Source organism: Arthrobacter sp. TmT3-37, assembly GCF_054510835.1.
Window position 1 is genome coordinate 489328 of record NZ_JBTNDU010000001.1, and the last position, 25383, is coordinate 514710.

Sequence of the window (25383 nt, forward strand, 5' to 3'; positions counted from 1 at the left end):
TCCCCCGCCCGGGTGGCTGCTCAGCCGGCCGGCAGGCCCATCTCCTGGAAGGCTCCGTCCAGATGCAGCGGGAGTGTCCGGCCCAGCTGCCGTTCCCGGGCGGCCTGCACGAAGGCGTCGAACAGCGCTGTCTCGGTGGGGCTCTGTTCGGGGTGCCACTGGACCCCGATGCAGAAACGGTTCTGCGGGAGTTCGATCGCCTCGATGACGCCGTCGTCGCTCCACGCCGCAGCCTGCAGGCCGAGCCCCAGCCGGTCCACGGCCTGGTGGTGGGAGACGGGCACCGCCTCGACGCGCGTGCCGCCCATCACCCGGGCGACGTGCGAACCGGGGCGGAGGTCCACGGGGATGGCGTTGAAGCGGTGGTCCCCCAGCTGGTACGTCCCCTCGCCCACGAGGTCGGGCAGGTGCTGGTGCAGTGAACCCCCGAGCGCCACGTTGAGCATCTGCTCGCCACGGCAGATCCCCAGCAGGGGCAGGTCGGTCCGGACCGCCTCCCGCACCACGGCGGAGTCCCACGCGTCACGCAGGAGGTGCGGACGATCGGTCTCGGCGTGCGGTTCGGCGCCGTAGCGTGCTGGATCGATGTCCCAGCCGCCGACCACGATCACGCCGTCGAGCCTCGGCAGCAGGTGCTCGAGCACACCGCCGTCGGTCCCCTGCGGAGGGAGCAGCACCGGGATGGCGCCGGCGGCGAGTACGGGCGCGAGATAGTTCTGGGGCAGGAATGCAGCCTCGATCGTTCCGCAACCCTCTGTCACGGCGGAATCGAGGTAGGACGTCAGCCCGACGACGGGGCGCGGCAGGGTGTCCGAAGTTGTCAAGGTTTTGTTCCTCTCACAAGACCATTGACGATCCAACCTAGCCCGCTCGTGTTGTGCCCGTATTTCCGCCGTGTGATTTTCGCGTGTCGTCCTGTCAGCCGCGGGATTCCCGCGATCCGTCGGCCAGGAGGGCGTAGGCCCTGTCCAGGCGTTCCAGCCACCACTGCGTCCTGTCGGGGGCGGCGGCGAACCTGTGCAGCTTCTCCTCGGAGACCTCGACCTCCCGTACCCCGATCCGCCCTAGGTGCGGCACCAGGGGGGCGTCGGTGACGTCACCGGCCATGAGCGACACCGTCGCGAGGCCGCAGGCATAGGGGAGGTCCGGCAGCGCGGCCGCCAGGGCCACGCCGGCCCGGATCCCGACGGAGGTGTCCAGGGCGGAACTGATGACGGCGGGCAGGCCCGCCCGTCCGATGATGTCGAGGGCACGCCGGACGCCGCCGAGCGGCGGGGCCTTGATGACCAGGATGTCGGCCGCGTCCTCGCGGGCGACGCGCAGCGGATCGTCCTGCCGGCGGACGCTCTCGTCGGCGGCCACCAGCACCCGGTGTCCGCGGCGGCGCAGTTCGAACCGCACGGTCCGCAGGCCTGCGATGTCCGGAACGGGCTGTTCCACGTACTGCAGGTCGAAGCGGGCCAGCGCGTCGAGCGCGGCCAGGGCTTCCCCGACGTCCCAGCCACCGTTGGCATCCACCTTGATCCCGGCCTCCGGGAGGAGCCTGCGCACCTCCGCGACGCGGGCGACGTCGGCCGCGAGATCCTGCCCCTTCTCCGCGACCTTCACCTTGACGGCGTCCACCGCTCCGAAGCGGGAGAGCACGCCTTCCACGGCGTCCGGTCCGACCGCCGGCACCGTGGCATTGACCGGCACCGACGTCCGGAGGGGTTCGGGGAAGCCGTGCCAGGCCGCCTCGATCGCGGACGCGAGCCACGGGGCGGACTCGGCGTCGTCGTACTCGGGGAAAGGGCAGAATTCGCCCCATCCCGCCGGCCCCCGCACCAGGAGCGCCTCACGCTGGAGGACGCCCCGGAACTTCACCCGCATGGGCACCGAGACCACGCGCGCCGACCCGGCCACCTCCGCCGGACCAGGCAGCGGCAGCGGCGACGTCGGAGGCGTCGGCAGGGCAGGCGGTGGGGTAGGCGGAGGGGTGCGCACGACCTCAGGTTACGGGAGGTACGGTCCCGGCCGGAGGTCACGGGACGGTTACGGAACTCGCAGGATCATGTGGAACGATTGGGTCGATGACGTCGCAGCGAACCTCTACCGGGCAGGCACGGGCAGCACGCTCACCGCTGCTGTTCGTGCTGGCCGCCGTGGCGTGCGCGAGCGCGCTGGGCTGGACCTACTGGGCGTTCGTGCGCACCACCACGGGCCAGTTCGCCGACGAGTCCGCGTGGCGCGAGGCCGGAGTCGCGGCGCCGGACACCCAGGGTCCCTTCCTACGCTTCCTGGACACGCTGCCCACCATCTCGGTGATCGTCGCAGCCGCCGCCATCCTCTTCGTCGCCCTGAGGCGTCGGAGGTATGCGGCCGCACTCATCGCCGTCGCCGTGATCCTGGCGTCGAACCTGACCACGCAGCTCCTGAAGAACGTCGTGTTCGACCGGCCGGACCGGGGCGTCGCGACGCTCGCCTTCAATTCATTACCGTCAGGGCATACGACGCTGGCGGCGTCGGCGGCCGCGGCCGTGTTCGTCATCGCGACACCGCGCTGGCGTCCCTTCGCCGCAGCGGCGGGCGGGTCGTACTCCGTCCTCGCCGGAGCGGCCACCTTCATCAACCTCTGGCACCGGCCCGCCGATGTGGTGGCGGCGCTCCTCGTCGTCGGGACGTGGACCCTGGTCGGTGGGCTGATCATCATGCGGACCGGCGACACCTGGAACAACTGGCAGGGGTTCGGCGCGCACTGGGGGTCGGCCCGCAGCTGGCTCGTGGCGTGCTGGGTGCTCGGGCTCGGGAGCCTCGCGCTGTCGGCGGCCCTGTACTTCTCCGTGCAGGCGATCGGGCCGGCACCCGAACCCGGCACGGCGAACGTACCCCTGTTCTTCTGGTGGGGGCTCGCCTGGATCGTCGGCGTCGGCTTCGCGCTCTCGGCCGCCGCGGGATGGCTCTTCGCGGCGCAGGCCCGGGTGACGGCACAGCAGCAGGCGTAGCACCCCGCCGACTCCTCCGCATCCCCTTTCCTCCGCCATCGGACCGTTGATGCGCCGCCGCGACGGTGCAACGCTGGCCGGACCAGCGACGAAGGAGGCGGACGATGAAAGCCATGGTGTACCGCGGGCCCTACAAGGTCCGGGTCGAGGAGAAACCCATGCCGAGGATCGAGCACCCGAACGACGCCATCGTCCGGGTCACCACCGCGGCGATCTGCGGGTCGGACCTTCACCTCTACCACGGCATGATGCCGGACACCCGCGTGGGCACCACGTTCGGGCACGAGTTCATCGGCGTCGTCGAGGAGGTGGGGCCCTCCGTCCGGAACCTCACGCGCGGCGACCGCGTCATGGTCCCCTTCAACGTCTACTGCGGGTCGTGCTACTTCTGCGCGCGCGGCCTGTACTCGAACTGCCACAACGTGAACCCGAACGCGACGGCGGTGGGCGGCATCTACGGCTACTCGCACACCACCGGCGGGTACGACGGCGGGCAGGCGGAGTTCGTGCGTGTGCCCTTCGCCGACGTCGGACCCGCGATCATCCCCGACTGGCTGGACAGCGAGGACGCCGTGCTGCTCACCGACGCCCTGGCGACCGGGTACTTCGGCGCGCAGCTCGGGGACATCGTCGAGGGCGACACCGTGGTGGTGTTCGGCGCCGGCCCCGTGGGCCTCTATGCGGCGAAGTCTGCCTGGCTGATGGGAGCGGGGCGCGTGATCGTCGTCGACCACCTGGAGTACCGGCTCGAGAAGGCCCGCACCTTCGCACACGCGGAGACCTACAATTTCGCCGAGTACGACGACATCGTGGTGGAGATGAAGAAGACCACCGACTACCTGGGCGCGGACGTCGTCATCGACGCCGTCGGGGCGGAGGCCGACGGCAACTTCCTCCAGCACGTCACCTCCTCGAAGTTCAAACTGCAGGCCGGTTCCCCCGTCGCCCTGAACTGGGCCATCGATGCGGTGCGCAAGGGTGGCACCGTGTCCGTCGTAGGAGCCTACGGGCCCCTGTTCAGCGCCGTGAAGTTCGGCGACGCCATGAACAAGGGCCTCACCCTGCGCATGAACCAGACGCCGGTGAAACGCCAGTGGCCGCGCCTGTTCGAGCACATCCAGAACGGCTACCTCAAGCCCAGCGACATCGTCACGCACCGGATACCCCTCGAGGACATCGCCGAGGGCTACCACATGTTCTCGGCGAAACTCGACAACTGCATCAAGACACTCGTCATCGCGAACCCCAGCTAGGAGATCACCGTGTCGTCATCCACGCCGTCCACGCCCTATGTCGCGAACAAGTCCAGGGACATCCCCACTCCCGAGGCACTGCGCGCCCGGATCCCCGGCTGGGGCGCGGACCTCGACCCGAAGGACCGACCGTCGTTCCCGCGGGAGGTGTTCGACCCGGCCGGGACCGGGGCGCACTGGGACTACCCCGAGGAGCAGCCGGGCGGAGAGGGCCGGGAGAGGTCGGTCGAGCACAGCCGGCTGACCCCGGCCTTCGGGACGAGCGCTCCCCTGAAGGGCGTCTCCGGCAGCATCCGGCGCTATGCCTACCGGTACAGCGAGGGCCGCGCCGCGCACTGGCTCCTGCTCCTGCTCGGTGACCGCGTGGACGCATGGGGTTCCCACGCGGCATCCTTCGCCACGCTGCGTCCCGACAACCCCATCACGGAGACGGGCGTGCTGGCGGAGGGACGCCGGCACGGCCTCGCGTCCCGCTTCGGCACGGGACGCGCGGACACCAAGCATCAGTGGATGGATCCGATCATCGTCGGCGGCCCGTGGGTCGCCGCCTCGGCAGGCGTCGTCCTCGCCGCGCGTGCCATCGCCCGGCGCGGAAGGCGCTGACCGCCCGGAGCACCGCACGGGATGGTGAACGATGCTGCACACCGGGTCGATGGACATCGACAGGACGACCATCGACGACGAACTCGCCCGGGTGACGGATGTCTGGACGCCGCACGTGTCGATCGACCAGCAGCTCTCCCCGTCCCGCGCCCCGGCTTGGTCCCCCACAGCCGGGGTCAGACCCGGGAGGCCGGCTCCGCCGACCCCGGGGCGGCGCGCGGGATCCAGTACCAGAGGACCCCGGCACCGACGAAACCGAGGGCCGCCGTCACCCAGATCCCCGCCGAGAGCGTGGCCAGCGCCGTCACGAGGGAGAGCAGCGCCGGCCCGGCCATGGTGCCGGCGTCGGTGAGCAGGCGCCAGATCCCGAGGAACTGGGGACGGCCCGGTGTCGGGGACAGATCGGCTCCCAGCGTCATGACGATGCCGGACCCGATCCCGTTCCCGAAGCCGATGAGCAGGGCCACGAGCAGCAGGCCCACGGCATCCGCGGTGAGGGGCAGCAGGGTCAGGGCCGTCCCCATGATGAGCATGCACGGCACGGCGATCCACCGGCGGCCCTTGACATCCATGACCTTGCCCGAGGGGTAGAAGATCAGCATGTCGATCGCGCCCGAGAGCCCGTAGATCAGTGCCGTCGCCGAGGCGTCGAGGCCGATGTTCTCCGCCCACAGGGGCAGCACCGCCTGGCGCGTGGCCCGCACTGCCGCGATGAGGAGCACCCCGATGCCGACCGTGACGAAGATCCGCCGGTGGCTGCGCATGACGGAGCGCACCGTCGGGGCCGGCGGCGGTGCCAGGGCGGCTCCGACCGCGTTCTGTGCAGGGAGCGGCCTCCGGGCCGGTGCGTCGAGTTCCGGGACACGCCAGCTGAGGGCGGCAGCGGCGAGGCTCGCCACTCCTCCCACCCAGTACGCGCCGTCCAGCCCGAGGGTACTCATGGCGAGGGCTGCGGCGAAGGGACCCACGAAGACCCCGATGCGGGTGACACCGCCGAGCGTCGAGAGCGCCCGCGCGCGGAAGTACGGCGGCACGGCCTCGGTCAGGTAGCTCTGCCGCGCGAGCCCGAACACGGCGCCGGCCATCCCGACCATGAAGACGGCAGCAGCGAACACCGGCAGGGTGGGTGCCGCGAGCGCGAGGAACATCGCCGCCGCGCACCACAGGGCGGCGCCCACCAGGGCCTTCCGCTCGCCGAAGCGCGTGGCGATCAGGGTTGCAGGGACGTTCGTGACCAGTGATCCGATGCCGGAGAGCGTGATGACCAGGGCGGCCGTCGCGAGGTCGGCGCCCAGCTCGCGAGCCGTCAGCGCGATGACGGGCAGGATCGCGCCCGTGGCCACCCCGTAGAGCAGCGAGGGGCCGTAGGCTCCCACGGCGATGGCGCGCAGGTCGAAGGTCTCCTCGGGCACCGTTCAACCCTAGTCCGCCCTTCCGGCGTCCGCGTGACTGCTCTGGACAGTGCCGCGCGGCTGGCATACGTTTCTCCTACCGCCGAACCGGCGTCCTTCCTCAGGCGGGAGTACCGCATGGCAATACCGACCTCAGGCTTCGCGGGCAGGCGGCGGACCAGGGACGTGAACCTCCCGCCGGGCCAGTACGCGACCGACAGCTTCCCCGTCATGTCCGCCGGCCCCACACCCCAGGTGCTCCGGGCGGACTGGACATTCCAGATCGCGGCTGGCCAGGGCCGGACACACCAGTGGACGTGGGAACAGCTGCAGGCCCTGCCCCAGGAGGACGTCACCACGGACATCCACTGCGTGACCCACTGGTCGAAGTTCGGTACCGCCTGGCGCGGCGTCTCCCTCGACACGCTGTTCGAGGACGTCGAATCCGGGTCCGACCACACGATGGTGCACTCGTACGGCGGCTACACGACGAACATCCCGCTCGGGGACCTCCTCGACGGGAAGGCGTGGCTCGTCCACGAGTTCGACGGCGAGCCGCTCGCTGCCGCGCACGGCGGGCCGGCCCGGCTGCTCGTACCCCACCTCTACTTCTGGAAGAGTGCCAAGTGGGTCAGCGGCATCCGGCTGATGGACCAGGACCTCCCGGGCTTCTGGGAGACCAACGGATATTCCATGTACGGGGACCCGTGGCGCGAGGATCGCTACTGGTGAGGCGGACCTGGCAAGCGGCAGAGGTCAGCGCCGCCCGGCCCGAGACGGCGACGGCGCGTACGCTGCGGCTCCGCTTCCCCGACGCCGTCTCAGGAGTGGCCGGGCAGCACGTGGACCTGCGGCTCACCGCCGAGGACGGCTACCAGGCCGTGCGCTCGTACTCGGTGGCGGCATGGGTCCCGCCCCACGAGCTGGAGCTGACGGTCGAGGAGCTCGACGACGGGGAGGTCTCCCCCTACCTCGTCACCGAGTTGTCCGTGGGGGACCGGCTCGAGGTCCGCGGTCCCGTGGGCGGCTGGTTCACGTGGACCCCGGACCTCGGAGGCCCGCTGCAGCTCATCGCCGGAGGATCGGGCATCGTCCCCCTCATGGCGATGCTCCGATCCCATGCGGAGGCCCGCTCGGTGGTGCCGGCGCGCCTGCTGTATTCCGTCCGGGACCCCGGGAGCGTGTTCTACCGCGGTGAACTCACCGTCCTCGGACAGGAGAACACGCAGGTCACCATCGACGTCGCCTACACCCGTGCCGCGCCCGACGGCAGGCCCGTCGGGCGGCTCACGCGGGACGCCGTCACCGCCGCCTGCTTCCCGCCCGAGGACCATCCGGCCATCTACATCTGCGGCTCCACGGGATTCGTCGAGTCCGTCGCCTCGTGGCTCGTGGAGGACGGACACGACGCCGGCCGCATCCGCACCGAACGATACGGAGGATAGGGATGGACGACCAGCAGCAGCACTCCCCGGACCAGGACCACCTCGACGGCAATGCCCTCGCGGGCGCCCTCGAGCAGTTCGTCGCCGACCTCACGAGCGCCGACTGCACGTGCGACGGCTGCGGATCGTCCGCACCCCTGGCGACCGCCCTGCTCTATGCGCGGGCTCCGGGCATGGTGCTGAGGTGCCCCACCTGCACCGCGGTCCTCCTGTGCCTCACGGATCAGGGGGAGCGCCAGGTCCTGACGCTCGACGGCGTCCGCCATCTCGTCATCGCGCGACGCTGAGGACGGTTCGCTCAGTCCCCGCCGCCGTCTCCCCCACCGCTCCCGGAGTCGAGGAAGCCCGGCAGCTCGGCCTCCGGGCCTCCGTCCGGCAGCGCGACGAAGGTCTGGACCGAGTCACCGGCGCGCAGGGCCGCGACGTCCGCGTAGTCCGGGAGGCCGACGGCACCGGGGTGGGTCGAGGCCGGCATCCCAGCAGGGTCGAACGGCACCCCGGGAGGCATCTCGCCGGGTACCTGCACCGTCGCGTCGGTACCGGGTGCGAGGTCTCCCACCAGGGAGATCGTCAGGGCTGCCTCGTCGTCGATCGTTCCCACGGGATCCTCCTCCTGTCGGGCCGCCTGTGCGACCCTGTGGATCGATCGTCCCCGTTCCGGCGGTGGTGTCAAGGGGCATCGTGGAGGGTGGCCCTCGAGCCTGCCCGGCCGCGAGGACGGGTCACAGCTGATGGACGGGCCGCACGTGATGGACGGGCCGTGCGGGAGCCGTCGCCCGAGGCTGCACCTCAGGCGGCCAGCAGTCCGATCGACAGTCCCGCCCCCGCTGCAGCGAGCGCCGCCGCCGCGGTTCCCGCACCCGACAGCACCGCGGGCCAGACACGGCCGGCCTGGAGCAGCCGCACGGTCTCGTTGCTCGCCGTGCTGAAGGTGGTGTAGCCGCCGAGGAATCCCGTACCGCCCACGATCGTCCACGCGGGCGGAAGGGCTGCTGCGAGGACGAGTCCGGTCAGGAGCCCGAGCAGGAAGGAGCCGCTGATGTTGACGGCCATGGTGCCGGCGGGGACGGTACTGCTGACGCGCGCGCGGAGGGCGCCGTCGAGCAGGAAGCGCGCCACCGAGCCCAGCCCGCCCGCGACGCCGAGCACCAGCACGAGTCCTCCGCTCACGGCGCCGCCCCCCGCGCGCCCGGTGGGCGGTTCCGGCTGCCCACGGCGATGCCCACTGCCGTCGCCGCCAGTCCCAGCAGGACGGACAGCACGAGGTAGGCGATGCCCTCGACGGCGCGGCCGGCGCCCACGAGGACCGCGGAATCGACGGCGAGCGCGCTGTACGTGGTGAAGCCGCCGAGGAAGCCCGTGCCGAGGAGGAGTCGGGCTGCCCGGCGGCCGCCCGTGTCCGGGCCCCGCCGGGCGAGCACTTCGAGGAGCAGCCCGAGGGCGAAGGCCCCCGTGAGGTTGATGAGGAGGACGGGGAGCGGAAGGCCCGCCGGTGCCGGCAGGGTCTCGGCGAGGCCGAAGCGCGCGAGGGTCCCCGCGGAACCGCCCAGGAAGACCAGGCCCAGGGCGGCGGGCCGGAGGTGCGGTGGCACCCTCCCCTCCGTCGGGCGTGCCGGGGACTCAGGCAACGTGGCGCGCGAGGAAGTCCAGGGCCAGGCTCCAGGCGTCCCCTGCCGGCCCGGGCCTGTAGGCGAAGCGGTTCGAGTCGTTGAAGAAGGCATGGCCCGCGTCGGGGTAGACCATGGCGGTGAAGTCCACGCCTGCCTCCGCCATCGCTGATTCCAGCGCCGGCAACGCGGTGACGAGCCCGCCGTCGTCCTGCCCGTAGAAGGCCAGGACGGGAGCCTCGATGCGCGCCAGTTCCTCGGCGGAGAAGTCGGCGTGGCCGTAGAAGGGCACGCATGCCAGGAGCCTCGGCTCGTGGACGGCGAGCGAGAAGCTGTACGTACCGCCGAAGCAGAAGCCGGTGATCCCCACGCGTCCGGCCACCTCGGGGTCGTCGTGCAGGAACTCGAAGCAGGCCTGCACCCGCTGCGTCGTCAGCGCACCGAATCCGGGGTCCTGCAGCGGCGCCAGCAGTGCCCGCAGCTTCGGCTGGGCCCGGTTGCGAGCCTCCGCGTCCGGGCCGGCGATGGCCTCACCGATGCCGGCGGTGCTCTCCTCGGTGATGCCCTGGTCGGCGAGGAGGTCAGGGGCGACGACGACGTAGCCTTCCCGCGCGAAGCGGTCGGCGACGTCCCGGGTGTGGCCGACGAGCCCCCAGACCTCGTGGAGAAGGACCAGCCCGCCCCGCACCGGGCCGTCGGGGCGCGCCACGTAGGTGGAGATGCTGCCGGCGCCGGTGTCCGTGGGGATGTCCTGGAGGCTCATTCGCCTAGGCTTGCACGCTTCGTCAGGGTCCGCCAACCGCCTGCGCGGTTGTCGGCGATGATGGCCCGGAAGATCTCCCGCAGCGCGTCCTCGTCGAGGGGCCGGTCCTCGTACACCGCGACGGTCCGTCCCGTGGAGTTGGTGTGCCCGCCCGTGATGATGCCCTGGGGGTCGGGGGCGAGACCGCCGTCGTAGAGGAAGACATTGACGTGGTCCCTGGTGGCGAGCAGCGCGCAGACGTTGCCCTGCAGCACGAAGTACGGCTGGCGCGTGCGCTTGATCGTCTCCTCCACCTCCGGGTCCGCCTCGTGGACGAGTCGGCGGACCGTTCGGCAGATCTCCTGCTGCCAGGGCGGCAGAGCATCGATGTAGTCATCGATCCGGGGTTCGGGTGCCGGGGCCATGCGGACAGTGTGCCAGTGCGGCCCGCCGGCGGGAAGGGGCAGGCCGGAGCGACGGCCCCGGGCGGAGCCGTGGGCCACCACGCGGAGTCCTCGCAGCGGTGGCGGTTCCTCGTCCCCGCCCTGCACTACAGTTGCCGGGTGCCACGACCTACGCTGCCGTCCGGAGGAGGCCTGCGGCTCCTCGAACCGTCGGACGCCGAGGCTCTCGCGCAGGCCTACCGGCAGAACCGGGAGCAGCTCGAGCCCTGGGAGCCGCTCCGCGACGACGCCTTCTTCACGGAGGAGGGCCAGGCGGAACGGATCGCCGGAATGCTCGGCGGCCTGGCTGCAGGGACCGACGTGCCCTGGGTCCTCACCGCCGGGGACGGGATCGTCGGCACGATCACCCTGTCGGGGATCGTGCGGGGACCCTTCCTCAACGCCCACGTCGGATACTGGGTGGACCGGCGGCTGCAGGGCCGCGGTCTCTGCTCGGCAGCCCTCGGGGAAGTGCTCCGGTACGCGCGCGACACCCTCGGACTGCACCGGGTCCAGGCGTCGGTCCTGCCGCACAACGCGCCGTCGATCGCCGTTTTGGAGAAGGCCGCGTTCACCGTCATCGGCCTGGCGCCGTCCTACCTGTGCATCGCCGGGGACTGGCAGGACCACACGCTGTACCAGCGCCTCCTGTACTGATCCGGGGACACAGGGAGTACTATCGGTGCCACCACAATCAGTCAACGACGACGGACGTGTGATGACCACCAGATTCTTCCTCCCTCTCGGCATCCTCAGCATCTCCCTCGGATTCTTCGCCCTGTTCGCGGGCGCCCGCGGCTATCCCCTCCTCCTGGTCGTCGCGGGCGGCATCGTGCTCGCGCGGCTGTGCTTCCGGCGGGTGCCCGCTCCCCGCGGGGACCCCGATGACGGGCGGGCCTCCCGGTTCTCGATGCCCCCCGTCGGCACCTGCCCGCCCGAGCGCCTGCGCGAGGCGCGCGATCTCGCGGCGCGGGTCCTCGAGGCGTCGGACACCACCGGCGCACACCGGCGGTGATGGCCCTCCGCCGGCCCGCGGACCCGAGCGCGCCCTCGGCCTGCCCTCCGCCCGGGTGTCCTGCCGGGTGCGCTCCGTGAGGCGGGTCCTGATCCTGGGCGGCACCGCGTGGCTCGGCAGGGAACTCGCCACCCGGCTCGTGCGCGGCGGGGACGACGTCACCTGCCTCGCCCGTGGCACCGCCGGCCCGCCTCCGCCCGGGGCCGCATTCGTCGCTGCGGACCGATCGGACGCGACGGCGTACGACGCCGTCCGGGGCTCGGACTGGGACGAGGTCATCGAGATCTCCTGGGACGTCGCGCACGTCACCGCGGCCCTCGATGCGCTCGGAGCACGGGCCGCCCACTGGACCCTGATCTCCTCCTGCTCCGTCTACGCCTCGAACGACGTCCCAGGTGCGGACGAATCCGCGCCGCTGGTCGAGCCGGGTGAGGGCGGCGGGGACGACTACGCGCAGGCGAAGGTGCTCTGCGAGCGGGCGTCGACGGCGGTGGTCGGTGACCGCCTGCTGATCGTCCGCGCCGGGCTGATCGCAGGACCCGGCGACGGGAGCGACCGGTTCGGCTACTGGGTCTCACGGTGCGCCCTGGCCCGGGACGGCGACGTGCTCGCGCCGACCCTCTCCGGCCGGTACGTGCAGGTCATCGACGTCCGTGACCTCGCCGCCTGGACCATCAGCGCCGGCCGGGCCGGCGCCACGGGAGCGATCAACGCCGTGGGTGACGCGCACCCGTTCGAGGAGGTGCTCGCCCAGGCGCGCCCTGTCGCCGGTCACACCGGTGCCGTCGTCGAGGCGGCACCGGAATGGCTGGTGGAGCAGGGCGTCGCGTACTGGGCGGGGCCGCGATCCCTCCCGCTCTGGCTCCCCGAGGACTTCGGCGGCTTCAGCCGCCGCAGCAACGCCGCCTTCCGGGCCGCGGGCGGCGTCCTGCGGCCCCTCCGGGAGATCCTCGAGGACACGCTCGACGACGAGCGTGGACGCGGGCTCGGGCGCGAGCGCCGGTCGGGGTTGACCCGCGCGGAGGAGAGCGGACTGCTCGCCCGGCTCGGGGGCAGGACATCGGCCGGCCAGCCCGGCACTCGCGACCGGGTCGGAGGGGCAGGGCCATGACCGGCAGGACCGCGAGGGCGGCAGCCCTGTGCGCGCTGGTGCTCGCCGCGACGTCCTGCACGGCGGAAGCGCTCCCCTGCACAGCGGTCGCAGCGCTCGGGGGGCTGTCCATCAGCGTCGAGGGAGGACCTGCAGCCGTCGGGGCGGGACTCGACCTGACGGCGTGCACCGAGGACGGCTGCACCACCACCGAGGTGGTGCTGACCCCCGGCTCGTCGAATGCCGGGGAGACGTGCAGCCCCGAGGCGAACTCGTGCAGCGTCTCCCCGACGCCGGACGGCACCCTCCAGGGGTTCGCCGAGCTCGACCTGCCCGAGCAGGAGGTCCGCGTCGACGTGGTCCTCCGGGGGACGGACGGGTCCACGAACGGCTCTACGACCACCGTCCTCCCGGCCAGGGTGTACCCGAACGGCGAGCAGTGCGGGGGCGACGCGGTGCAGGGTCATCTGGTGCTCGACGACGGCGGGCTCCGTCCCGGTCCGTGACCACCCGTCGGGGCCACCCGGGGAACGGCGCCGGTGCGGGTTCCGTTGAACCGGGTACATCCTCCACGGAAGGCTCTTCCCCTGCGCATCCTCCTGACCGGTATCGACGGGTCCGGCAAGAGCACGGCCGCCCGCGACCTCACCCACGCCATCACCGACCGGGGAGACCGTGCGGTGATGCTCAAGACCCCGGCCGGGCGCCGGACCATGGCGGCGTGGTGGTCGCGGCTGGGCCGGGCGCCGGGACCCCGCCTGCAGGACACGCTGGAGACCGTGGCCCGCGTGGCCAATGCCCTTCTCCACGAAGTACGACTCCTCCGCTTCGACGGCGTGGTCGTGCTCGATCGCGGACTCACCTGCCAGCTCGCGCTGCGGGAGGCACGCGGCCTGCCGCGCGGCGTGCTCCTGCCGTGGCTCGAGCGGATCCTCCCGGCGCCGGACGTCGTCGCGCATTTCGACCTGCCCGTCGACGTCGCGCTGCGTCGCGTCGCGGCGCGCGGCACCGACGTGGAGACACGCGCGGGGCTCGCGGCACTGCAGGCCGGCTACCGGAGGCTGCCCGGGTTCGGCTCCTTCACGCTCCTCGATGCCGACCGGCCGGCGGGGGACGTCCTCGACGACCTGCTGGCCCTCGTCCGCCGGGAGACCGCCGGGGCCAGGGCCTGAGACCCGGCCCGGTGCAGGACGGCGGCGCTACAGGGCCGTGATCGTCCAGCCCGTCGCGTGCTTCTCCCCGGGCTGGAGGACGACGAGGTCCTCGCCCGAGTTGAAGGCGTCGGGTGGGCAGGTCATGGGTTCGACGGCGAGGCCGAGGCGTGTGTTCTCGGGCTTCTTCGGGAGGTCCGCGGTGTGGATCTGCACCCAGGGGCAGCTCTGGTCCCACACCATGGCCGCGCCGGTGCCGGAGGCCGGATCGGTGACCCGGACCGTGGCCCGGCCGGCGGCGTCGTACGTGAGGCCGGTGAAGGCGTGGTCGATCCGGACGTCCCCGAGGACGCGCGCCGAACGGAAGTCGAAGGGCGTGCCGTCCACGGCTTCCTTGCCGACCGGCAGCAGGCGGTCGGGCGTGACGGTCAGGACCGTCGAGGCGGGGAGCTCGAGCACCCACTCGTCGAGCGGTGACGGACCGGCCACCAGGTACGGGTGGGGGCAGACACCGTACGGCGCTCGCCGGGATCCCGTGTTCAGGGCGGTGACGTCCGTCCGGAAGCCCTCCCGGTCGACACGGAAGCGTGCGTGCAGCGCGAGCGTGAAGGGGTACGCCTCCGTCGGCTCGATGGTGCAGCCCAGGGTCACGGTGGACGCGCTGTGCTCCACGAGGGTCCAGGGGATGTCGAAGACCAGTCCGTGCAGGGCGGCGCCGCGCTCGGGTTCGTTGACGTGCAGCTGGTGGTCGACGCCGTCGAACGAATAGCGGCCGTCCTCGATCCGGTTGGGCCACGGCGCCACGAAGGCGCCGCGGAAGCTCGGCATCTCCTCGTCGGCGCCGAAGCCGACCACGAGCGGCCGTCCCTCGTAGGTCAGTTCCCGGACGGCAGCACCGAGACCGAGGACGACGGCCGTGTAGCCGCCGCCCTCGATCCTGTATTCGGAAGGGCTCATGCGAGGGATACGGCCGTCCAGGACACGGGGGGCAGCGTGATGGTCACGGCACCGCCGTCGAGCTTCGCTGAGGTGTTGGTCTTCATGGTCACGCGCTCGGGCTCCTCGAGGGTGTTCTTGGCATATACGTCCGTATCGTACAGCGACTGCGCCTCCACACGGCTGAAGCCGTTCAGGGCCGCGATGTCGATGGTCACGGTCGTCTCCTCGGTCTGGGACCGGTTGACGAGGAAGACGGCGGTGGCCCCCGTCGTGTCGTCGTGCGTGGCCACTGCGTCCACCAGGGACACCGTGCCGTAGTCGCTGGTCTCGTACGTGCCGGCGTCCAGCTTGAGTTCGAGCACGGACCCCTGCGCGAGCTTCGAGGTGAGGGAGAACGGGAAGAACGTGGTCTGGCGCCAGGCGGGGCCGCCCGGCTCCGTCATGATCGGGGCGATCACGTTCACGAGCTGAGCCAGCGATGCCGAGGTGACGCGGTCCGCGTGCTTGAGCAGCGAGATCAGCAGGTTGCCGAACACGACGGCGTCGGCCACCGAGTAGCAGTCCTCGAGCAGGCGCGGGGCCACGGGCCAATTGTCGAGGCCCTCGATCTTGTCGACGTTCTCGAACCGGCTGATGTACCAGACGTTCCACTCGTCGAAGGAGATGTTGATGGTCTTCGAGCTGCCGCGGACGGCCTTCACGTGGTCGGCGGTCGCGACGACGGACTCGATGAAGGAGTCCATGTCGACGGCGGAGGCGAGGAAGGAACCGAGGTCCCCGTTCTTCTCCTCGTAGTAGGCGTGGCAGGAGATGTAGTCCACGACGTCGTAGGTGTGCGTGAGCACCACGCGCTCCCATTCGCCGAAGGTCGGCATGTGGGCGCTCGAGGAGCCGCAGGCCACGAGTTCGATGGACGGATCGAGCTGGCGCATGGCCCGGGCCGTGATGGCCGCGAGCTTGCCGTAGTCCTCGGCGGAGCGGTGGCCGAGCTGCCAGGGGCCGTCCATCTCGTTGCCCAGGCACCAGATCTTCACCCCGAACGGGTCGGGGCGGCCGTTCGCCATGCGCTGGTCGGCGAGTGCGGTGCCCTTCGGCAGGTTCGTGTACTCGAGGAGCTCGAGGGCCTCCGGGGTTCCGCGCGTCCCGAGGTTCACCGCGAGCATGAGGTCGCTGTCGACCTTCCGCAGCCAGGAGGAGAACTCGTGCATGCCCACCTGGTTGGTCTCCGTGGAGTGCCAGGCGAGGTCGAGGCGGGTGGGGCGCTCCTCGCGCGGTCCCACGCTGTCCTCCCAGCGGAAGCCCGAGACGAAGTTCCCGCCGGGGTAGCGGATGGTCGAGACGCCCATCTCCTTCACGAGTTCGATGACGTCCTGGCGGAAGCCCTCGTCGTCGGCGGTCGCATGGCCGGGCTCGTGGATTCCGTCGTAGACGTGGCGGCCGAGGTGTTCGACGAACCCGCCGAAGATGTTGCGGTTGATGCGCCCGACCGTGAAGGAGGGATCGAGTGTGAGGCGTGCGTTCTGCATCGAGCTGCTTTCTGTTCAGGGTGGCGTGCGGTGGGGCGGGGTGCGGGCTACTTGAGCGAGCCGAGCGACAACCCGCCCTGCCAGTACTTCTGGAGGGAGAGGAAGGCGATGATGAGCGGGATGATCGAGATGAAGGCGCCCGTGGTGATGAGGTTCCACAGGGCCTCGCCGCCGCTGCCGGCGTTGGACAGTGCCTGCCAGCCGTTCAGGCCCACGGTGACGGGGAGCAGCAGCGGGTCGCTGAGCACCGCCAGCGGCAGGAAGAAGTTGTTCCAGGTCCCGACGACGGACAGCAGGAGCACCGTGACGATGGCCGGACGCAGCAGCGGGAGCGCGATCTGGAAGAACGTGCGGATCTCGCCCGCGCCGTCGATCCGTGCGGCGTCGAGGAGCTCATCGGGTACCGCCTCCTGGGCGAAGACCCGCATGAGGTAGACACCGAAGGGGCTGAGCAGCGACGGCAGGATGACGGCCCAGATGGTGTTCACCAGGCCCACCGAGCTCAGGAGGACGAACGTCGGGATGACGAGCGCCGTCAGGGGCACCATGACCGCACCGAGCAGGATGCCGAAGAAGGCGGCCCGGCCGCGGAAGTTGTACTTGGCGAAGCCGTAGCCGGCGAGGACCGCCAGGACGGTGGCACCCACGCCGCCGGAGATGGCGTAGAGGAACGAGTTGCCGAGCCAGCGCCAGTAGATGCCGTCCTGCCGTTCGAACAGGCCCTGGAGGTTGCTGAAGAAGTGGAATCCGTCGTCGAACCAGAGCGGGCCGCCGGATCCGCCGAACAGGCCTGCCGTGTCCTTGGTGCTCGCGACCGTCAGCCACCAGAGGGGGGTGATGAAGTAGATGACGAGCATCAGCAGGAAGATGTGCGAGCCGATGCGCGGGCCGCCGTTGCGGGCCCGGTTGCGGGCTGCCGTGCCGCGTGTCTTCCGGCCGGCGTCCTGCTGCTGGGGGGTGTCTGTGACGAGTGCCATGGCTTATTTCAGTCCGCTCTGCTTGCGGGTCAGGAAGAGGAAGATGAAGGAGAAGACGAACACGACGATCCCGAGCGCGAACGAGATGGCGGAGGCGTAGTTGAACTGGCTGTAGGAGAAGGCCAGCGTGAACGCATACATGTTCGGTGTGTACGACACCGGGATGGCTCCCTGCGCCACCCCCCTCAGGACCTGCGGTTCGGTGAAGAACTGGAGGGTGCCGATCAGGGCGAAGATGACCACCATGACCAGCGACGACGAGATCATGGGGACCTTGATGCGCAGGGCGATCTGCCGGTCGGAGGCGCCGTCGAGCACCGCCGCCTCGTAGATCCCGGGGTCGATACCTCGGAGTGCCGCGTAGATGATGATCATGTAGTAGCCGGCCCACTGCCAGGTGACGATGTTCACGAGGCTGCCGAAGATGTTGTCCTGTGCCAGGAATTCCGGCGCGGCGAGTCCGAAGAGGCCGAAGATGCTGCTGGCCGGACCGAACCGCGGGCTGTAGAGGAAGCCCCACATCAGGGCACCGATGACGACGGGGATCGCGTAGGGGATGAAGATCATCAGGCGGGAGAACTTCGAGGCCCAGGTGGCGAGGTTGTCGAGGACGAGGGCAGCGACGAGGGCCACGAGCATCTGGGCCGGGATCATGACCAGGGCGAACTTCGCCACTGTTCCGAGGCCCTCGAGGAAGATCGGGTCGGAGAACGCCTTGAGGTAGTTGTCTGCGCCGACGAACTTGTTGCCGGTCGCGAGGGTGCTGGTGAACAGGCTCATCCGGAACGCGAAGACCAGGGGCAGGATGAGGAAGGTCAGGAAGATGAGGGCGAAGGGCGCCACGAACAGCCATCCCCAGCGCTGCCTGCGCCGGTAGTTCCTGTCGGGACGGTGCTTGACCTGCTGGGGGGCCTCGGCGCGGTGGGACGACGTCGGCGCGGTGGTCGTAGCCATGAAATGTCTTTCCTCGGGCTGGCGGTTGTCACGGTGGATCGGTCCCCTCGGGAGCGGACCGGGCGGGGAGGTGCCCACGGTCTAGGTGGGCACCTCCCCGGACGGCTACTTCACGGTGAAGCCCTGCTCGGTCGCGTACTGCTCGAGCGATGCCTGGAGGTCGTCGAGCGCCTGGCCGGCGTCCTTCTCGCCCTGCACCATCGCGTAGAGCTGCTCGGTGAGCTGGTCGTAGGCGTAGTTCTGGAACGGGCTGAAGGTCGCTCCCTCGTAGCCTGCAGCAGCATCGAGGAACACGTCCTTGTTGATCTGCTGTCCGCCGAAGAACTCGTACTCCTTGTCGGCGAACTCCGGGGAGTCGAGGACCGGTGCGTAGGACGGGAAGAGTGCTCCCTTGTCCACACCGAGGTTCATGCCCTCCTCGTTGCCGAAGATGCCCATGGCGACCTTCGCAGCGAGCTCCTTGTCCTTCGCCTGTTCCGTCACGGCGAAGGTGGAGCCGCCCCAGTTCACCTGGACGGGGTTGGCAGCGTCCCACTGCGGGAGCGGTGCCGCGCGCCAGACGGCGGTCGGATCGGCGTCGGACAGCCCCTGCAGGTAGCCGGGACCCCAGGCCGCGGCGAGGTAGACGGCGTAGGAGCCGTCGACGAGCTTGGTGTTGTAGTCGGCGGTGAAGGCGTCGTCGGTCGCGACGAGGCCGTCCTTCACGAGGCCGTCCCAGTACTCCAGGACCTTCTTGGCACCGTCGTCGTTGACGTTGATGCCGATCTCCTGCGGGTTCGCGGAGTCGTACTCGAACGGCACGGACCCTGCCTGGGCGAAGAGCGCCTGGTTGAAGGCGCGGCCGTTGGTCGGGAAGTCGCCGATGACAGCGTCGCTGCCGGATTCCTTCAGCTTCCGGGCCGCTGCCTCGAACTCCTCCCACGTGGTGGGAACCGCGATGCCCGCGGCGTCGAAGAGATCCTGGCGGTAGATCATGCCCATGGGTCCGCCGTCGACGGGGATGGCGTAGACGGCGTCGCCGCTGCTCGCGTCTTCCCAGGCGCCCTCGGCGTAGTCCGCCTTGACGTCGTCGGCGCCGAATTCGGTGAGGTCCACGAGCGCATCGCGGATGGTGAAGCTGGAGAGCACCTCCGATTCGAGCTGGATGACGTCGGGGGCACCGGAACCGGACTCGATGGAGGTGGAGAACTTCGTGTACTCGTCGTTGCCCTGGCCCGCGTTGGTCCAGCAGATCTGGACGTCGTCGTTGGCGTTGTTGAACTGGTCGACGACCTCGTTGAACGCGGGGTACCAGGCCCAGACGGTGACCTGGGGCGCCTCGGCGTTGACGATGGTGTTGGTGCAGGAGGCTTCCTCGGAGCCGCCGCCGCCGCTTCCGCTTCCTCCGGAACAGCCGGTCAGTGCTACGGCAGTGGCGGCGACGATGCCGGCCGTTGCCAGGAACTTGGCTTTCATATCTCTTGCTTCCTCTCGCGGTGGGATTCCACCGTGGTCCGCCCCGAGGGGCGGCCGGTCCGGGTGCTGCAGGGAGGACGATCACCGGGGCACAGGTGCTGCGCCCGCTCGAATCTTCCTTGATCCGGGTCCGCCGTCCTGCAGTCCACCTCCCTGGGAGGGGGCTTCCGCAAGTGTCGGTTCCGTGGTTTACATCGTTGTAGGTAAACGATGTAGAAAAAAGCATGCAGAGTGGGGACGGTACCTGTCAAGCATCCGGCGGGATATTCTCGATTGCGGCAGGAGCGTCAGGCGGGAAGCGCCGAAGACTCCCGTTCGATGACCTGGAACCGGGCCTCGAACTCCCGGGGCGGCGTCTCTCCGTCCCGTCCGGAGATGCGCTCCTGCAGCACACGCACGGCCGTGTCCGCGATCTCGTCCCGGCCGGGGTCGATCGTGGAGAGGGTGGGCAGTGAATACCGACCCTCGTCGAGGTCGTCGAACCCGATGACGGCGACGTCATCGGGAATCCTCCTGCCCGCCTCCTGCAGGACGCGCATCGCCCCGAGGGCCAGGGTGTCGTTCATGCCGAACACGGCGTCGAACGCGACGCCGGCCTCGAGCAGTTCCCGCATGGACCGGGCACCGTTAGCCCGGTGCCAGAACGTCGTATAGGCCACGAGTTCGGGCTCGAACGCGATGCCCGCCTCCTCGAGGGCCTGCCGGTAGCCCTGCAGCCGAAGTCCCGCCGAGCCGATGACCTCGCCCTCGTGCGCACCGACGACGGCGATGCGGCGCCGCCCCTTGGAGAGCAGGTGCGCGGTCGCCGCCCGCGCCGACTCCACGTTGCTCATGGTGACGTGGTCGGTGGGGCCGCCGAAGATCCGCTCACCGAGGAGGACGAGCGGGAAGTTCACGTTCAGATGGTGGGCATCCTCGTTCGACATGCCGAGGGGGCTGAACAGCAGGCCGTCGGTCATCTGGAGCCGCGGGCTGGAAAGGATCTCGAGTTCGTGGGAGCGGTCCCCGCCCGTCTGCTCGATGAGGACCTTGAGTCCACGGCGCTCGGCAGCCTTGATGATCGAACCCGCGAGTTCGGCGAAGTAGCTCAGCGAGAGCTCCGGGACGGCGAGACCGATGACGCCGGTCCTGCCCGAGCGCAGGCTGCGCGCCGAGAGATTGGGGCTGTAGCCGAGCTCGGCGATGGCCTCCATGACCCGCTGCTTCGTGTCGGCGCGGATGTGCTGGTAGTCGTTGATGACATTGGAGACGGTCTTGATCGAGACACCGGCCGCCAGCGCAACGTCCTTCAGTGTGGCCGCCATGCCGCTCCCTCGATCCACCCGTGATGCCCTGTACGCCACGCGTGAGGTGAGTCTACAACGTTGTAGGATAGGCGGGCACCCTGTGCGGACGGAGTGCGCAGCACCTCTCCCATCGTCGCGACACCGGGCAGACAAGGACCACCATGATCGAGGAACAGGTACGGGACCGGCTCAACTGGGCGGGCAATTACGAGTACCGCGCCCGGACGATGGAGCACCCCACCTCCCTCGCGGAGCTGCAGCGTGCCGTAGCCGGAGCCGACCGCGTCAGGGCACTCGGCTCGCGCCACTCCTTCAACGACATCGCCGACACCCCGGGGACCCTCATCGCCCTGGACGTCCTCGATCCGGGGGTCGAGATCGACGCCGACGCGCTCACCGTCACGGTTGCGGCGGGCGTGCGCTACGGCGTCCTCGCGGAACACCTGCAGCGGCACGGCTTCGCGATCCACAACCTGGCCTCGCTCCCCCACATCTCGGTCGGCGGCGCCATCGCCACTGCCACCCACGGCTCCGGGAACGCCAACGGCAACCTCGCCACCGCCGTCGTCGGGCTCGAGCTCGTGACGGCGTCCGGCGACGTGCTCACCGTGGCCAAGGGTGACGCCGACTTCGACGGCATGGTGGTGGGCCTCGGTGCGCTCGGCGTCGTCCATCGCGTGACCCTGCGCATCGAACCGTCCTTCGACGTACGCCAGGACGTGTTCACCGAGGTGCCGTGGGACGCCGTCCTCGCGGACTACGACGCCGCGACCTCCTCCGCCTACAGCGTCAGCCTCTTCACGGACTGGTCCAGCGACACCATCGGGCAGGCCTGGCTCAAGACCAGGACGGACAGCGGTACACCGGTACCCGAGACGTTCTACGGGGGTGCGCCGGCGGACCGGGCATACCACCCGGTACCGGGCGTCGCCGCGGACCACTGCACGCAGCAGCTCGGCGTTCCCGGACCATGGTCGGACCGGCTCGCCCATTTCCGCCTCGCCTTCACACCCAGCAACGGCCAGGAACTGCAGACCGAGTACCTCGTGGGTCGCGAGCACGCCGTCGAGGCCATCGAGGCCATGCGTGCCCTCGCACCCAGGATCACGCCGCTGCTGCTGGTCTCGGAGGTGCGGTCGATGGCCGCGGACGAGCTCTGGATGAGCAACAACTACCAGCGGGACGGCATCGGCCTGCACTTCACGTGGAAGCCGCTGCAGCCGGAGGTCGAGGCGCTCCTGCCCGAGATCGAGGCCGCACTCGCACCGCTGTCGGTCCGCCCCCACTGGGGCAAGCTGTTCCTGGCCGGCGCGGACCAGCTCGCACCCGCCTATCCCCGGTTCGACGACTTCCGCAGGCTGGCCCTGCGCCTGGACCCCTCGGGTAAGTTCCGCAACGATTTCCTCGACCGGACGGTCTTCGGCACCTCCGCCTGAGGCCGCTCGGCGCGCCGTCGTGCGCGCGTGCCTAGTGCTTGCGCGCCAGCCACTTCCAGTGCGCCAGGGTCCGCAGGCGGATCAGCAGGGCCCGCGACTGCTCGGGGCCGTAGGGCAGGATCGGGATGGCCTTGGTCATGTCCACGGACGCCTCGTCCATGGCGAGGCGCGTCACGCGAACCGCGCTGCGCATCTTGTTCATCTGGGTGACCACCTCGGCCACGGAGACCGGCCGACCGTGCCCGGGTACGAACACGTCGTAGAGATCCTCCAGCGCCACCATCTTGCCGAGCGTCCGCACCCAGTCCGTGGGGAAGGAATCCTCGAAGGCCGGGTCGCCGCCCTCCTCGACGAGGTCGCCGGTGAAGAGGACGTTGCCCGCGCCGACCAGGAGGTCGTGGTCGGTGTGGCCCCGGCCCAGGTGGAACAGCGTCACGGACACGCCGCCGAGGTCCAGGTCCGCGGGCTTGCCCTCGACGAGCCGGTTGGCCGGCAGGAGATCGGTGGAGTCGCCGTCCGCCGCCCCCATCGCTGGCTCGACGGCGGCGACCAGCGCACGCTGCTCGTCCCCGTGCTCCGCCTGCACCGCGCTGCAGCGCGACGTCGCCCAGAACTCCTCGACACCCTGGGAGGCGAAGTAGCTGTTGCCGAAGAAGTGGTCCGCGTGGGCGTGGGTGTTCACCACGATCAGGGGCAGCGCGGTGACGTCCCGGATGTGCCGGAACACCTCCGCGGCGCCCAGGGGACCCGCACCGGTGTCGACGACGAGCGCCCGCTCCGTGCCGACGACGAGCCCCACGTTCAGTCCGAACCCGGCGGTGCGCAGCACGTGGATACCCTCTCCGAGTTCGCGCCAGGGGCTGCGGGTCTCGGTGCTGGGGACATCGGTGGTCATGGGATCCTCTCGGTGGCGGCAGGACTACCAGTCTAGGTCCGCGCCCGTCCTCCACCCGAGAGGCTCAGGCGCCGGAAAGGACGCCGGCGCTCAGGAGCCCGCGACCACGGCCTCGCGGGCCGGGCGGGGACGCTCGGGGATCCGGAAGAGCGGCAGTGCGACATTGACCAGCGGACCGATGAGGAGGGCGAACGCCACCGTGCCGAGACCCACGGACCCTCCGAGCAGCCAGCCGAGCAGGAGGACCGTACCCTCGATCGCCGTGCGGACGAGCCAGATCGGCAGCCCGAACCGCTGGTGGATACCGGTCATGAGGCCGTCGCGGGGGCCGGGGCCGAGGCGCGCGCCGATGTACAGGCCGGTCGCCACGGCGAGGAGCACCAGCCCGCCCGTGAAGAGCAGGACCCTGGCCCACAGCGCGTTCGGCTCGTCCAGGAGCGCCAGTCCCACCTCGGCGCTCGGACCGACGAGCAGGACGTTGAGGATGGTGCCGATGCCGGGACGCTGCCGTAGCGGTATCCAGAGCACCAGCACGATTCCGCCGATGATGTTGGTCATGAAACCGAACGGGATGCCGGTCTGCAGGGAGCCGCCCTGGCTCAGGACGTCCCAGGGCGACACCCCGAGCGTTGCCCGGATCATCATGGCGAGCGAGAAGCCGTAGAGGAACAGGCCGAGGAGGAGCTGCAGCCCGCGCCGGGCGCCGAGGAACGTCATGGTCCCAGTAGAGCCTCTGATTGGCCGTACATCAAGATGCCAATTGTGGGATGGTGGCCCCATGATGGTTCTCCCCGCCCGCCGCCTCGCCGCCGAACTCGGTTCCTGGCGGACCGTCGGCCCCGCCTACGCCGCCCTGGCGGACCGTATCCGGCTGCTCACCCTCGACGGGCGGATCCCGCTCGGCACCCGGCTGCCGGCGGAGCGTGAACTCGCGGCGCAGCTCACCGTCAGCAGGACCCTGGTCGCGGCGGCCTACGCACGGCTGAGATCGGCCGGATACCTCGAGAGCACGCGCGGCTCCGGAAGCGTCGTGACCATGCCGGGGCGCGGGGCTCCCCCGCAGGACGACGGCGGCGCCGCCGTCGTGCTCGACTTCAGCAAGGCGGCACTGCCGGCGGCACCGCAGGTCGGTGAGGCCGCGGCCAGGGCATCACGCGAGCTTCCCGCCTACCTCAACGGGAACGGTTACGACCCGCTCGGCCTGCCGCGGCTCCGGCAGGCCCTCGCGGACCGGTACTCCGCCCGGGGCCTGCCAACCCGGCCGGGGCAGATCATGGTCACCCTCGGCGCCCAGCACGCCATCTCCCTGCTCGCGCGCACCCTGATGGGGCGGTCCGACACGGCGCTCGTGGAGGCACCCAGCTACCCGCACGCCTACGAGGCCCTGAAGTCGGCCGGGCGCCGCCTCGTCCCCGTCGCGGTCGATGCGCACCGGGGCTGGGACGAGGACGGCCTCGAGCAGGCCTTCCGACGGACCCGGCCCGCGCTGGCGTACGTCATGCCCGACTTCCACAACCCCACCGGCGCGGTCATGCCGGCCGCGCAGCGCGCGCGTCTGATGGCCGCCGCCACGCGGGAGGGGACGGTGGTGATCGCGGACGAGACGATGGCGGAGCTGACCATCGACGGCCGGTCCGAACTCCCCCTCGCGGCGCATGGTCCGGCCGTGCTGACCGGTTCGATGGGCAAGACCGTCTGGGGCGGACTGCGCATCGGCTGGATCCGTGGCGAGGAGGACCTGATCCAGCGGCTCGTGCAGTTCCGGTACGCATCCGACCTGGGCACCCCCATCCTCGAACAGCTCATGGCCCTCGAGATGCTCGGGACGTACGACGAGCTCCTCCGGTTCCGCGCGACGCAGCTCGCCGCGGGCCGCGGGCACCTCGAATCGCTGCTGGCCGATCGGCTGCCCGGGTGGGAGGTCCCCCACGTGGCGGGCGGCCTGTGCACGTGGGTGAACCTCGGTGCACCGGTCAGCTCGCAGCTCGCCCTGGCCGCCCGGGACCGGGGCCTGCTCCTTGGGGCCGGTCCACGCTTCGGCATCGGCGGGGTCTTCGAGCGCTTCCTCCGCGTCCCCTTCAGCTATCCCCTCGAGGACACCCGGCGCGCCGTGGACATCCTCGCCTCCGCCTGGCAGTCCCTGGATCCGGCGGTCGAGGTGCAGGACGACTTCGCCCCGGCCCTGGTGTAGGAG

General features: G+C 70.5%; 29 protein-coding genes. 13 read left to right on the forward strand and 16 right to left on the reverse strand.

What is annotated here, in order from left to right; genetic code table 11:
* Positions 1-20: 20 nt before the first annotated feature.
* Positions 21-824, reverse strand: coding sequence for a gamma-glutamyl-gamma-aminobutyrate hydrolase family protein (locus ACX80U_RS02300; RefSeq protein ID WP_459267262.1), 804 nt, complete (start codon positions 822-824; stop codon positions 21-23).
* A 94-nt stretch (positions 825-918) separates the two neighbouring features.
* On the reverse strand, positions 919-1983 hold the full coding sequence (locus ACX80U_RS02305) for an o-succinylbenzoate synthase (RefSeq protein ID WP_459267263.1): 1065 nt from the start codon (positions 1981-1983) through the stop codon (positions 919-921).
* Between the two features lie 86 nt (positions 1984-2069).
* Between ACX80U_RS02305 and ACX80U_RS02310 the strand changes: the two genes are divergently transcribed.
* The 3 genes from ACX80U_RS02310 to ACX80U_RS02320 all read left to right on the forward strand — a co-directional run bounded on the left by ACX80U_RS02310 (position 2070) and on the right by ACX80U_RS02320 (position 4837).
* Positions 2070-2981, forward strand: coding sequence for a phosphatase PAP2 family protein (locus tag ACX80U_RS02310; RefSeq protein WP_459267264.1), 912 nt, complete (start codon positions 2070-2072; stop codon positions 2979-2981).
* Positions 2982-3085: 104 nt separating this feature from the next.
* On the forward strand, positions 3086-4234 hold the full coding sequence (locus ACX80U_RS02315) for a zinc-dependent alcohol dehydrogenase (RefSeq protein ID WP_459267265.1): 1149 nt from the start codon (positions 3086-3088) through the stop codon (positions 4232-4234).
* A gap of 9 nt (positions 4235-4243) precedes the next feature.
* Positions 4244-4837 carry a hypothetical protein gene (locus ACX80U_RS02320; protein WP_133081099.1) on the forward strand — a complete coding sequence of 198 codons (594 nt, stop codon included), beginning with the start codon at positions 4244-4246 and terminating at the stop codon, positions 4835-4837.
* A 176-nt stretch (positions 4838-5013) separates the two neighbouring features.
* Here the strand turns inward: ACX80U_RS02320 and ACX80U_RS02325 are convergent, their stop codons facing one another.
* The gene (locus ACX80U_RS02325; RefSeq protein WP_459267266.1) at positions 5014-6249 is read right to left on the reverse strand and encodes an MFS transporter; all 1236 of its coding nucleotides are present in this window, start codon (positions 6247-6249) and stop codon (positions 5014-5016) included.
* A 117-nt stretch (positions 6250-6366) separates the two neighbouring features.
* On the opposite strand from ACX80U_RS02325, the gene ACX80U_RS02330 reads away from it, so the two are divergent.
* From ACX80U_RS02330 to ACX80U_RS02340, 3 genes are read left to right on the forward strand one after another with little or no spacing between them, the layout of a single operon-like run.
* Positions 6367-6960, forward strand: coding sequence for a sulfite oxidase-like oxidoreductase (locus ACX80U_RS02330; RefSeq protein WP_459267267.1), 594 nt, complete (start codon positions 6367-6369; stop codon positions 6958-6960).
* A complete protein-coding gene (locus ACX80U_RS02335) occupies positions 6957-7673 on the forward strand; it encodes a ferredoxin reductase (RefSeq protein WP_459267268.1) in 717 nt (238 codons plus the stop codon). Before ACX80U_RS02330 ends, ACX80U_RS02335 begins: the two co-directional genes overlap by 4 nt.
* 2 nt (positions 7674-7675) lie before the next feature.
* Complete coding sequence (locus ACX80U_RS02340) at positions 7676-7960, forward strand: DUF6510 family protein (protein ID WP_133081103.1); 285 nt, start codon at positions 7676-7678, stop codon at positions 7958-7960.
* A gap of 11 nt (positions 7961-7971) precedes the next feature.
* Here ACX80U_RS02340 and ACX80U_RS02345 read toward each other — a convergent pair whose 3' ends face one another.
* The 5 genes from ACX80U_RS02345 to ACX80U_RS02365 form a co-directional block, all read right to left on the reverse strand.
* A complete protein-coding gene (locus ACX80U_RS02345; RefSeq protein WP_459267269.1) occupies positions 7972-8274 on the reverse strand; it encodes a hypothetical protein in 303 nt (100 codons plus the stop codon).
* A 188-nt stretch (positions 8275-8462) separates the two neighbouring features.
* Positions 8463-8843, reverse strand: a complete 381-nt coding sequence (crcB, locus tag ACX80U_RS02350; protein WP_133081105.1) for a fluoride efflux transporter CrcB — start codon at positions 8841-8843, stop codon at positions 8463-8465.
* On the reverse strand, positions 8840-9265 hold the full coding sequence (locus ACX80U_RS02355) for a fluoride efflux transporter FluC (protein WP_459267270.1): 426 nt from the start codon (positions 9263-9265) through the stop codon (positions 8840-8842). The genes crcB and ACX80U_RS02355 overlap by 4 nt, the downstream gene beginning before the upstream one ends.
* A gap of 28 nt (positions 9266-9293) precedes the next feature.
* Positions 9294-10043, reverse strand: coding sequence for a dienelactone hydrolase family protein (locus ACX80U_RS02360; RefSeq protein ID WP_459267271.1), 750 nt, complete (start codon positions 10041-10043; stop codon positions 9294-9296).
* Entirely contained in the window at positions 10040-10447 is a 408-nt protein-coding gene (locus tag ACX80U_RS02365) for a DUF1801 domain-containing protein (RefSeq protein ID WP_459267272.1), read from the reverse strand. The genes ACX80U_RS02360 and ACX80U_RS02365 overlap by 4 nt, the downstream gene beginning before the upstream one ends.
* Before the next feature lie 138 nt (positions 10448-10585).
* Here ACX80U_RS02365 and ACX80U_RS02370 point away from each other — a divergent pair, with 138 nt between their 5' ends.
* From ACX80U_RS02370 to ACX80U_RS02390, 5 genes are all read left to right on the forward strand, one after another.
* Positions 10586-11122, forward strand: coding sequence for a GNAT family N-acetyltransferase (locus ACX80U_RS02370; protein ID WP_459267273.1), 537 nt, complete (start codon positions 10586-10588; stop codon positions 11120-11122).
* A gap of 61 nt (positions 11123-11183) precedes the next feature.
* Entirely contained in the window at positions 11184-11480 is a 297-nt protein-coding gene (locus ACX80U_RS02375; RefSeq protein ID WP_459267274.1) for a hypothetical protein, read from the forward strand.
* 76 nt (positions 11481-11556) lie between these two features.
* Positions 11557-12591, forward strand: a complete 1035-nt coding sequence (locus ACX80U_RS02380) for an NAD-dependent epimerase/dehydratase family protein (protein ID WP_459267275.1) — start codon at positions 11557-11559, stop codon at positions 12589-12591.
* A complete protein-coding gene (locus tag ACX80U_RS02385; RefSeq protein WP_459267276.1) occupies positions 12588-13076 on the forward strand; it encodes a hypothetical protein in 489 nt (162 codons plus the stop codon). The genes ACX80U_RS02380 and ACX80U_RS02385 overlap by 4 nt, the downstream gene beginning before the upstream one ends.
* Before the next feature lie 45 nt (positions 13077-13121).
* Positions 13122-13742, forward strand: a complete 621-nt coding sequence (locus ACX80U_RS02390; RefSeq protein ID WP_459267277.1) for an AAA family ATPase — start codon at positions 13122-13124, stop codon at positions 13740-13742.
* Positions 13743-13769: 27 nt separating this feature from the next.
* Here the strand turns inward: ACX80U_RS02390 and ACX80U_RS02395 are convergent, their stop codons facing one another.
* The 6 genes from ACX80U_RS02395 to ACX80U_RS02420 all read right to left on the reverse strand — a co-directional run bounded on the left by ACX80U_RS02395 (position 13770) and on the right by ACX80U_RS02420 (position 20876).
* Positions 13770-14678: an aldose 1-epimerase family protein gene (locus tag ACX80U_RS02395; protein ID WP_459267278.1), complete on the reverse strand. Its 909-nt coding sequence runs from the start codon at positions 14676-14678 to the stop codon at positions 13770-13772.
* Positions 14675-16186 (reverse strand): arabinosylfuranosidase ArfA, encoded by a 1512-nt coding sequence (arfA, locus tag ACX80U_RS02400; RefSeq protein ID WP_133081113.1) that lies wholly within the window; start codon positions 16184-16186, stop codon positions 14675-14677. Before arfA ends, ACX80U_RS02395 begins: the two co-directional genes overlap by 4 nt.
* 47 nt (positions 16187-16233) lie before the next feature.
* The gene (locus ACX80U_RS02405) at positions 16234-17163 is read right to left on the reverse strand and encodes a carbohydrate ABC transporter permease (protein WP_459267279.1); all 930 of its coding nucleotides are present in this window, start codon (positions 17161-17163) and stop codon (positions 16234-16236) included.
* 3 nt (positions 17164-17166) lie between these two features.
* On the reverse strand, positions 17167-18117 hold the full coding sequence (locus ACX80U_RS02410) for a carbohydrate ABC transporter permease (RefSeq protein ID WP_459267280.1): 951 nt from the start codon (positions 18115-18117) through the stop codon (positions 17167-17169).
* A 105-nt stretch (positions 18118-18222) separates the two neighbouring features.
* On the reverse strand, positions 18223-19572 hold the full coding sequence (locus tag ACX80U_RS02415) for an ABC transporter substrate-binding protein (protein ID WP_208740284.1): 1350 nt from the start codon (positions 19570-19572) through the stop codon (positions 18223-18225).
* A 287-nt stretch (positions 19573-19859) separates the two neighbouring features.
* Entirely contained in the window at positions 19860-20876 is a 1017-nt protein-coding gene (locus tag ACX80U_RS02420; RefSeq protein WP_133081117.1) for a LacI family DNA-binding transcriptional regulator, read from the reverse strand.
* 143 nt (positions 20877-21019) lie between these two features.
* Here ACX80U_RS02420 and ACX80U_RS02425 point away from each other — a divergent pair, with 143 nt between their 5' ends.
* Positions 21020-22294 carry an FAD-binding protein gene (locus tag ACX80U_RS02425; RefSeq protein ID WP_459267281.1) on the forward strand — a complete coding sequence of 425 codons (1275 nt, stop codon included), beginning with the start codon at positions 21020-21022 and terminating at the stop codon, positions 22292-22294.
* Positions 22295-22325: 31 nt separating this feature from the next.
* Here the strand turns inward: ACX80U_RS02425 and ACX80U_RS02430 are convergent, their stop codons facing one another.
* Together ACX80U_RS02430 and yczE are read right to left on the reverse strand one after the other, a co-directional pair.
* Complete coding sequence (locus ACX80U_RS02430; RefSeq protein WP_208740283.1) at positions 22326-23189, reverse strand: MBL fold metallo-hydrolase; 864 nt, start codon at positions 23187-23189, stop codon at positions 22326-22328.
* A gap of 90 nt (positions 23190-23279) precedes the next feature.
* The gene (yczE, locus tag ACX80U_RS02435; protein WP_459267282.1) at positions 23280-23906 is read right to left on the reverse strand and encodes a membrane protein YczE; all 627 of its coding nucleotides are present in this window, start codon (positions 23904-23906) and stop codon (positions 23280-23282) included.
* Positions 23907-23967: 61 nt separating this feature from the next.
* Here yczE and yczR point away from each other — a divergent pair, with 61 nt between their 5' ends.
* A complete protein-coding gene (gene yczR / locus ACX80U_RS02440; RefSeq protein ID WP_459267283.1) occupies positions 23968-25380 on the forward strand; it encodes a MocR-like transcription factor YczR in 1413 nt (470 codons plus the stop codon).
* The last annotated feature ends 3 nt before the right edge of the window (positions 25381-25383 follow it).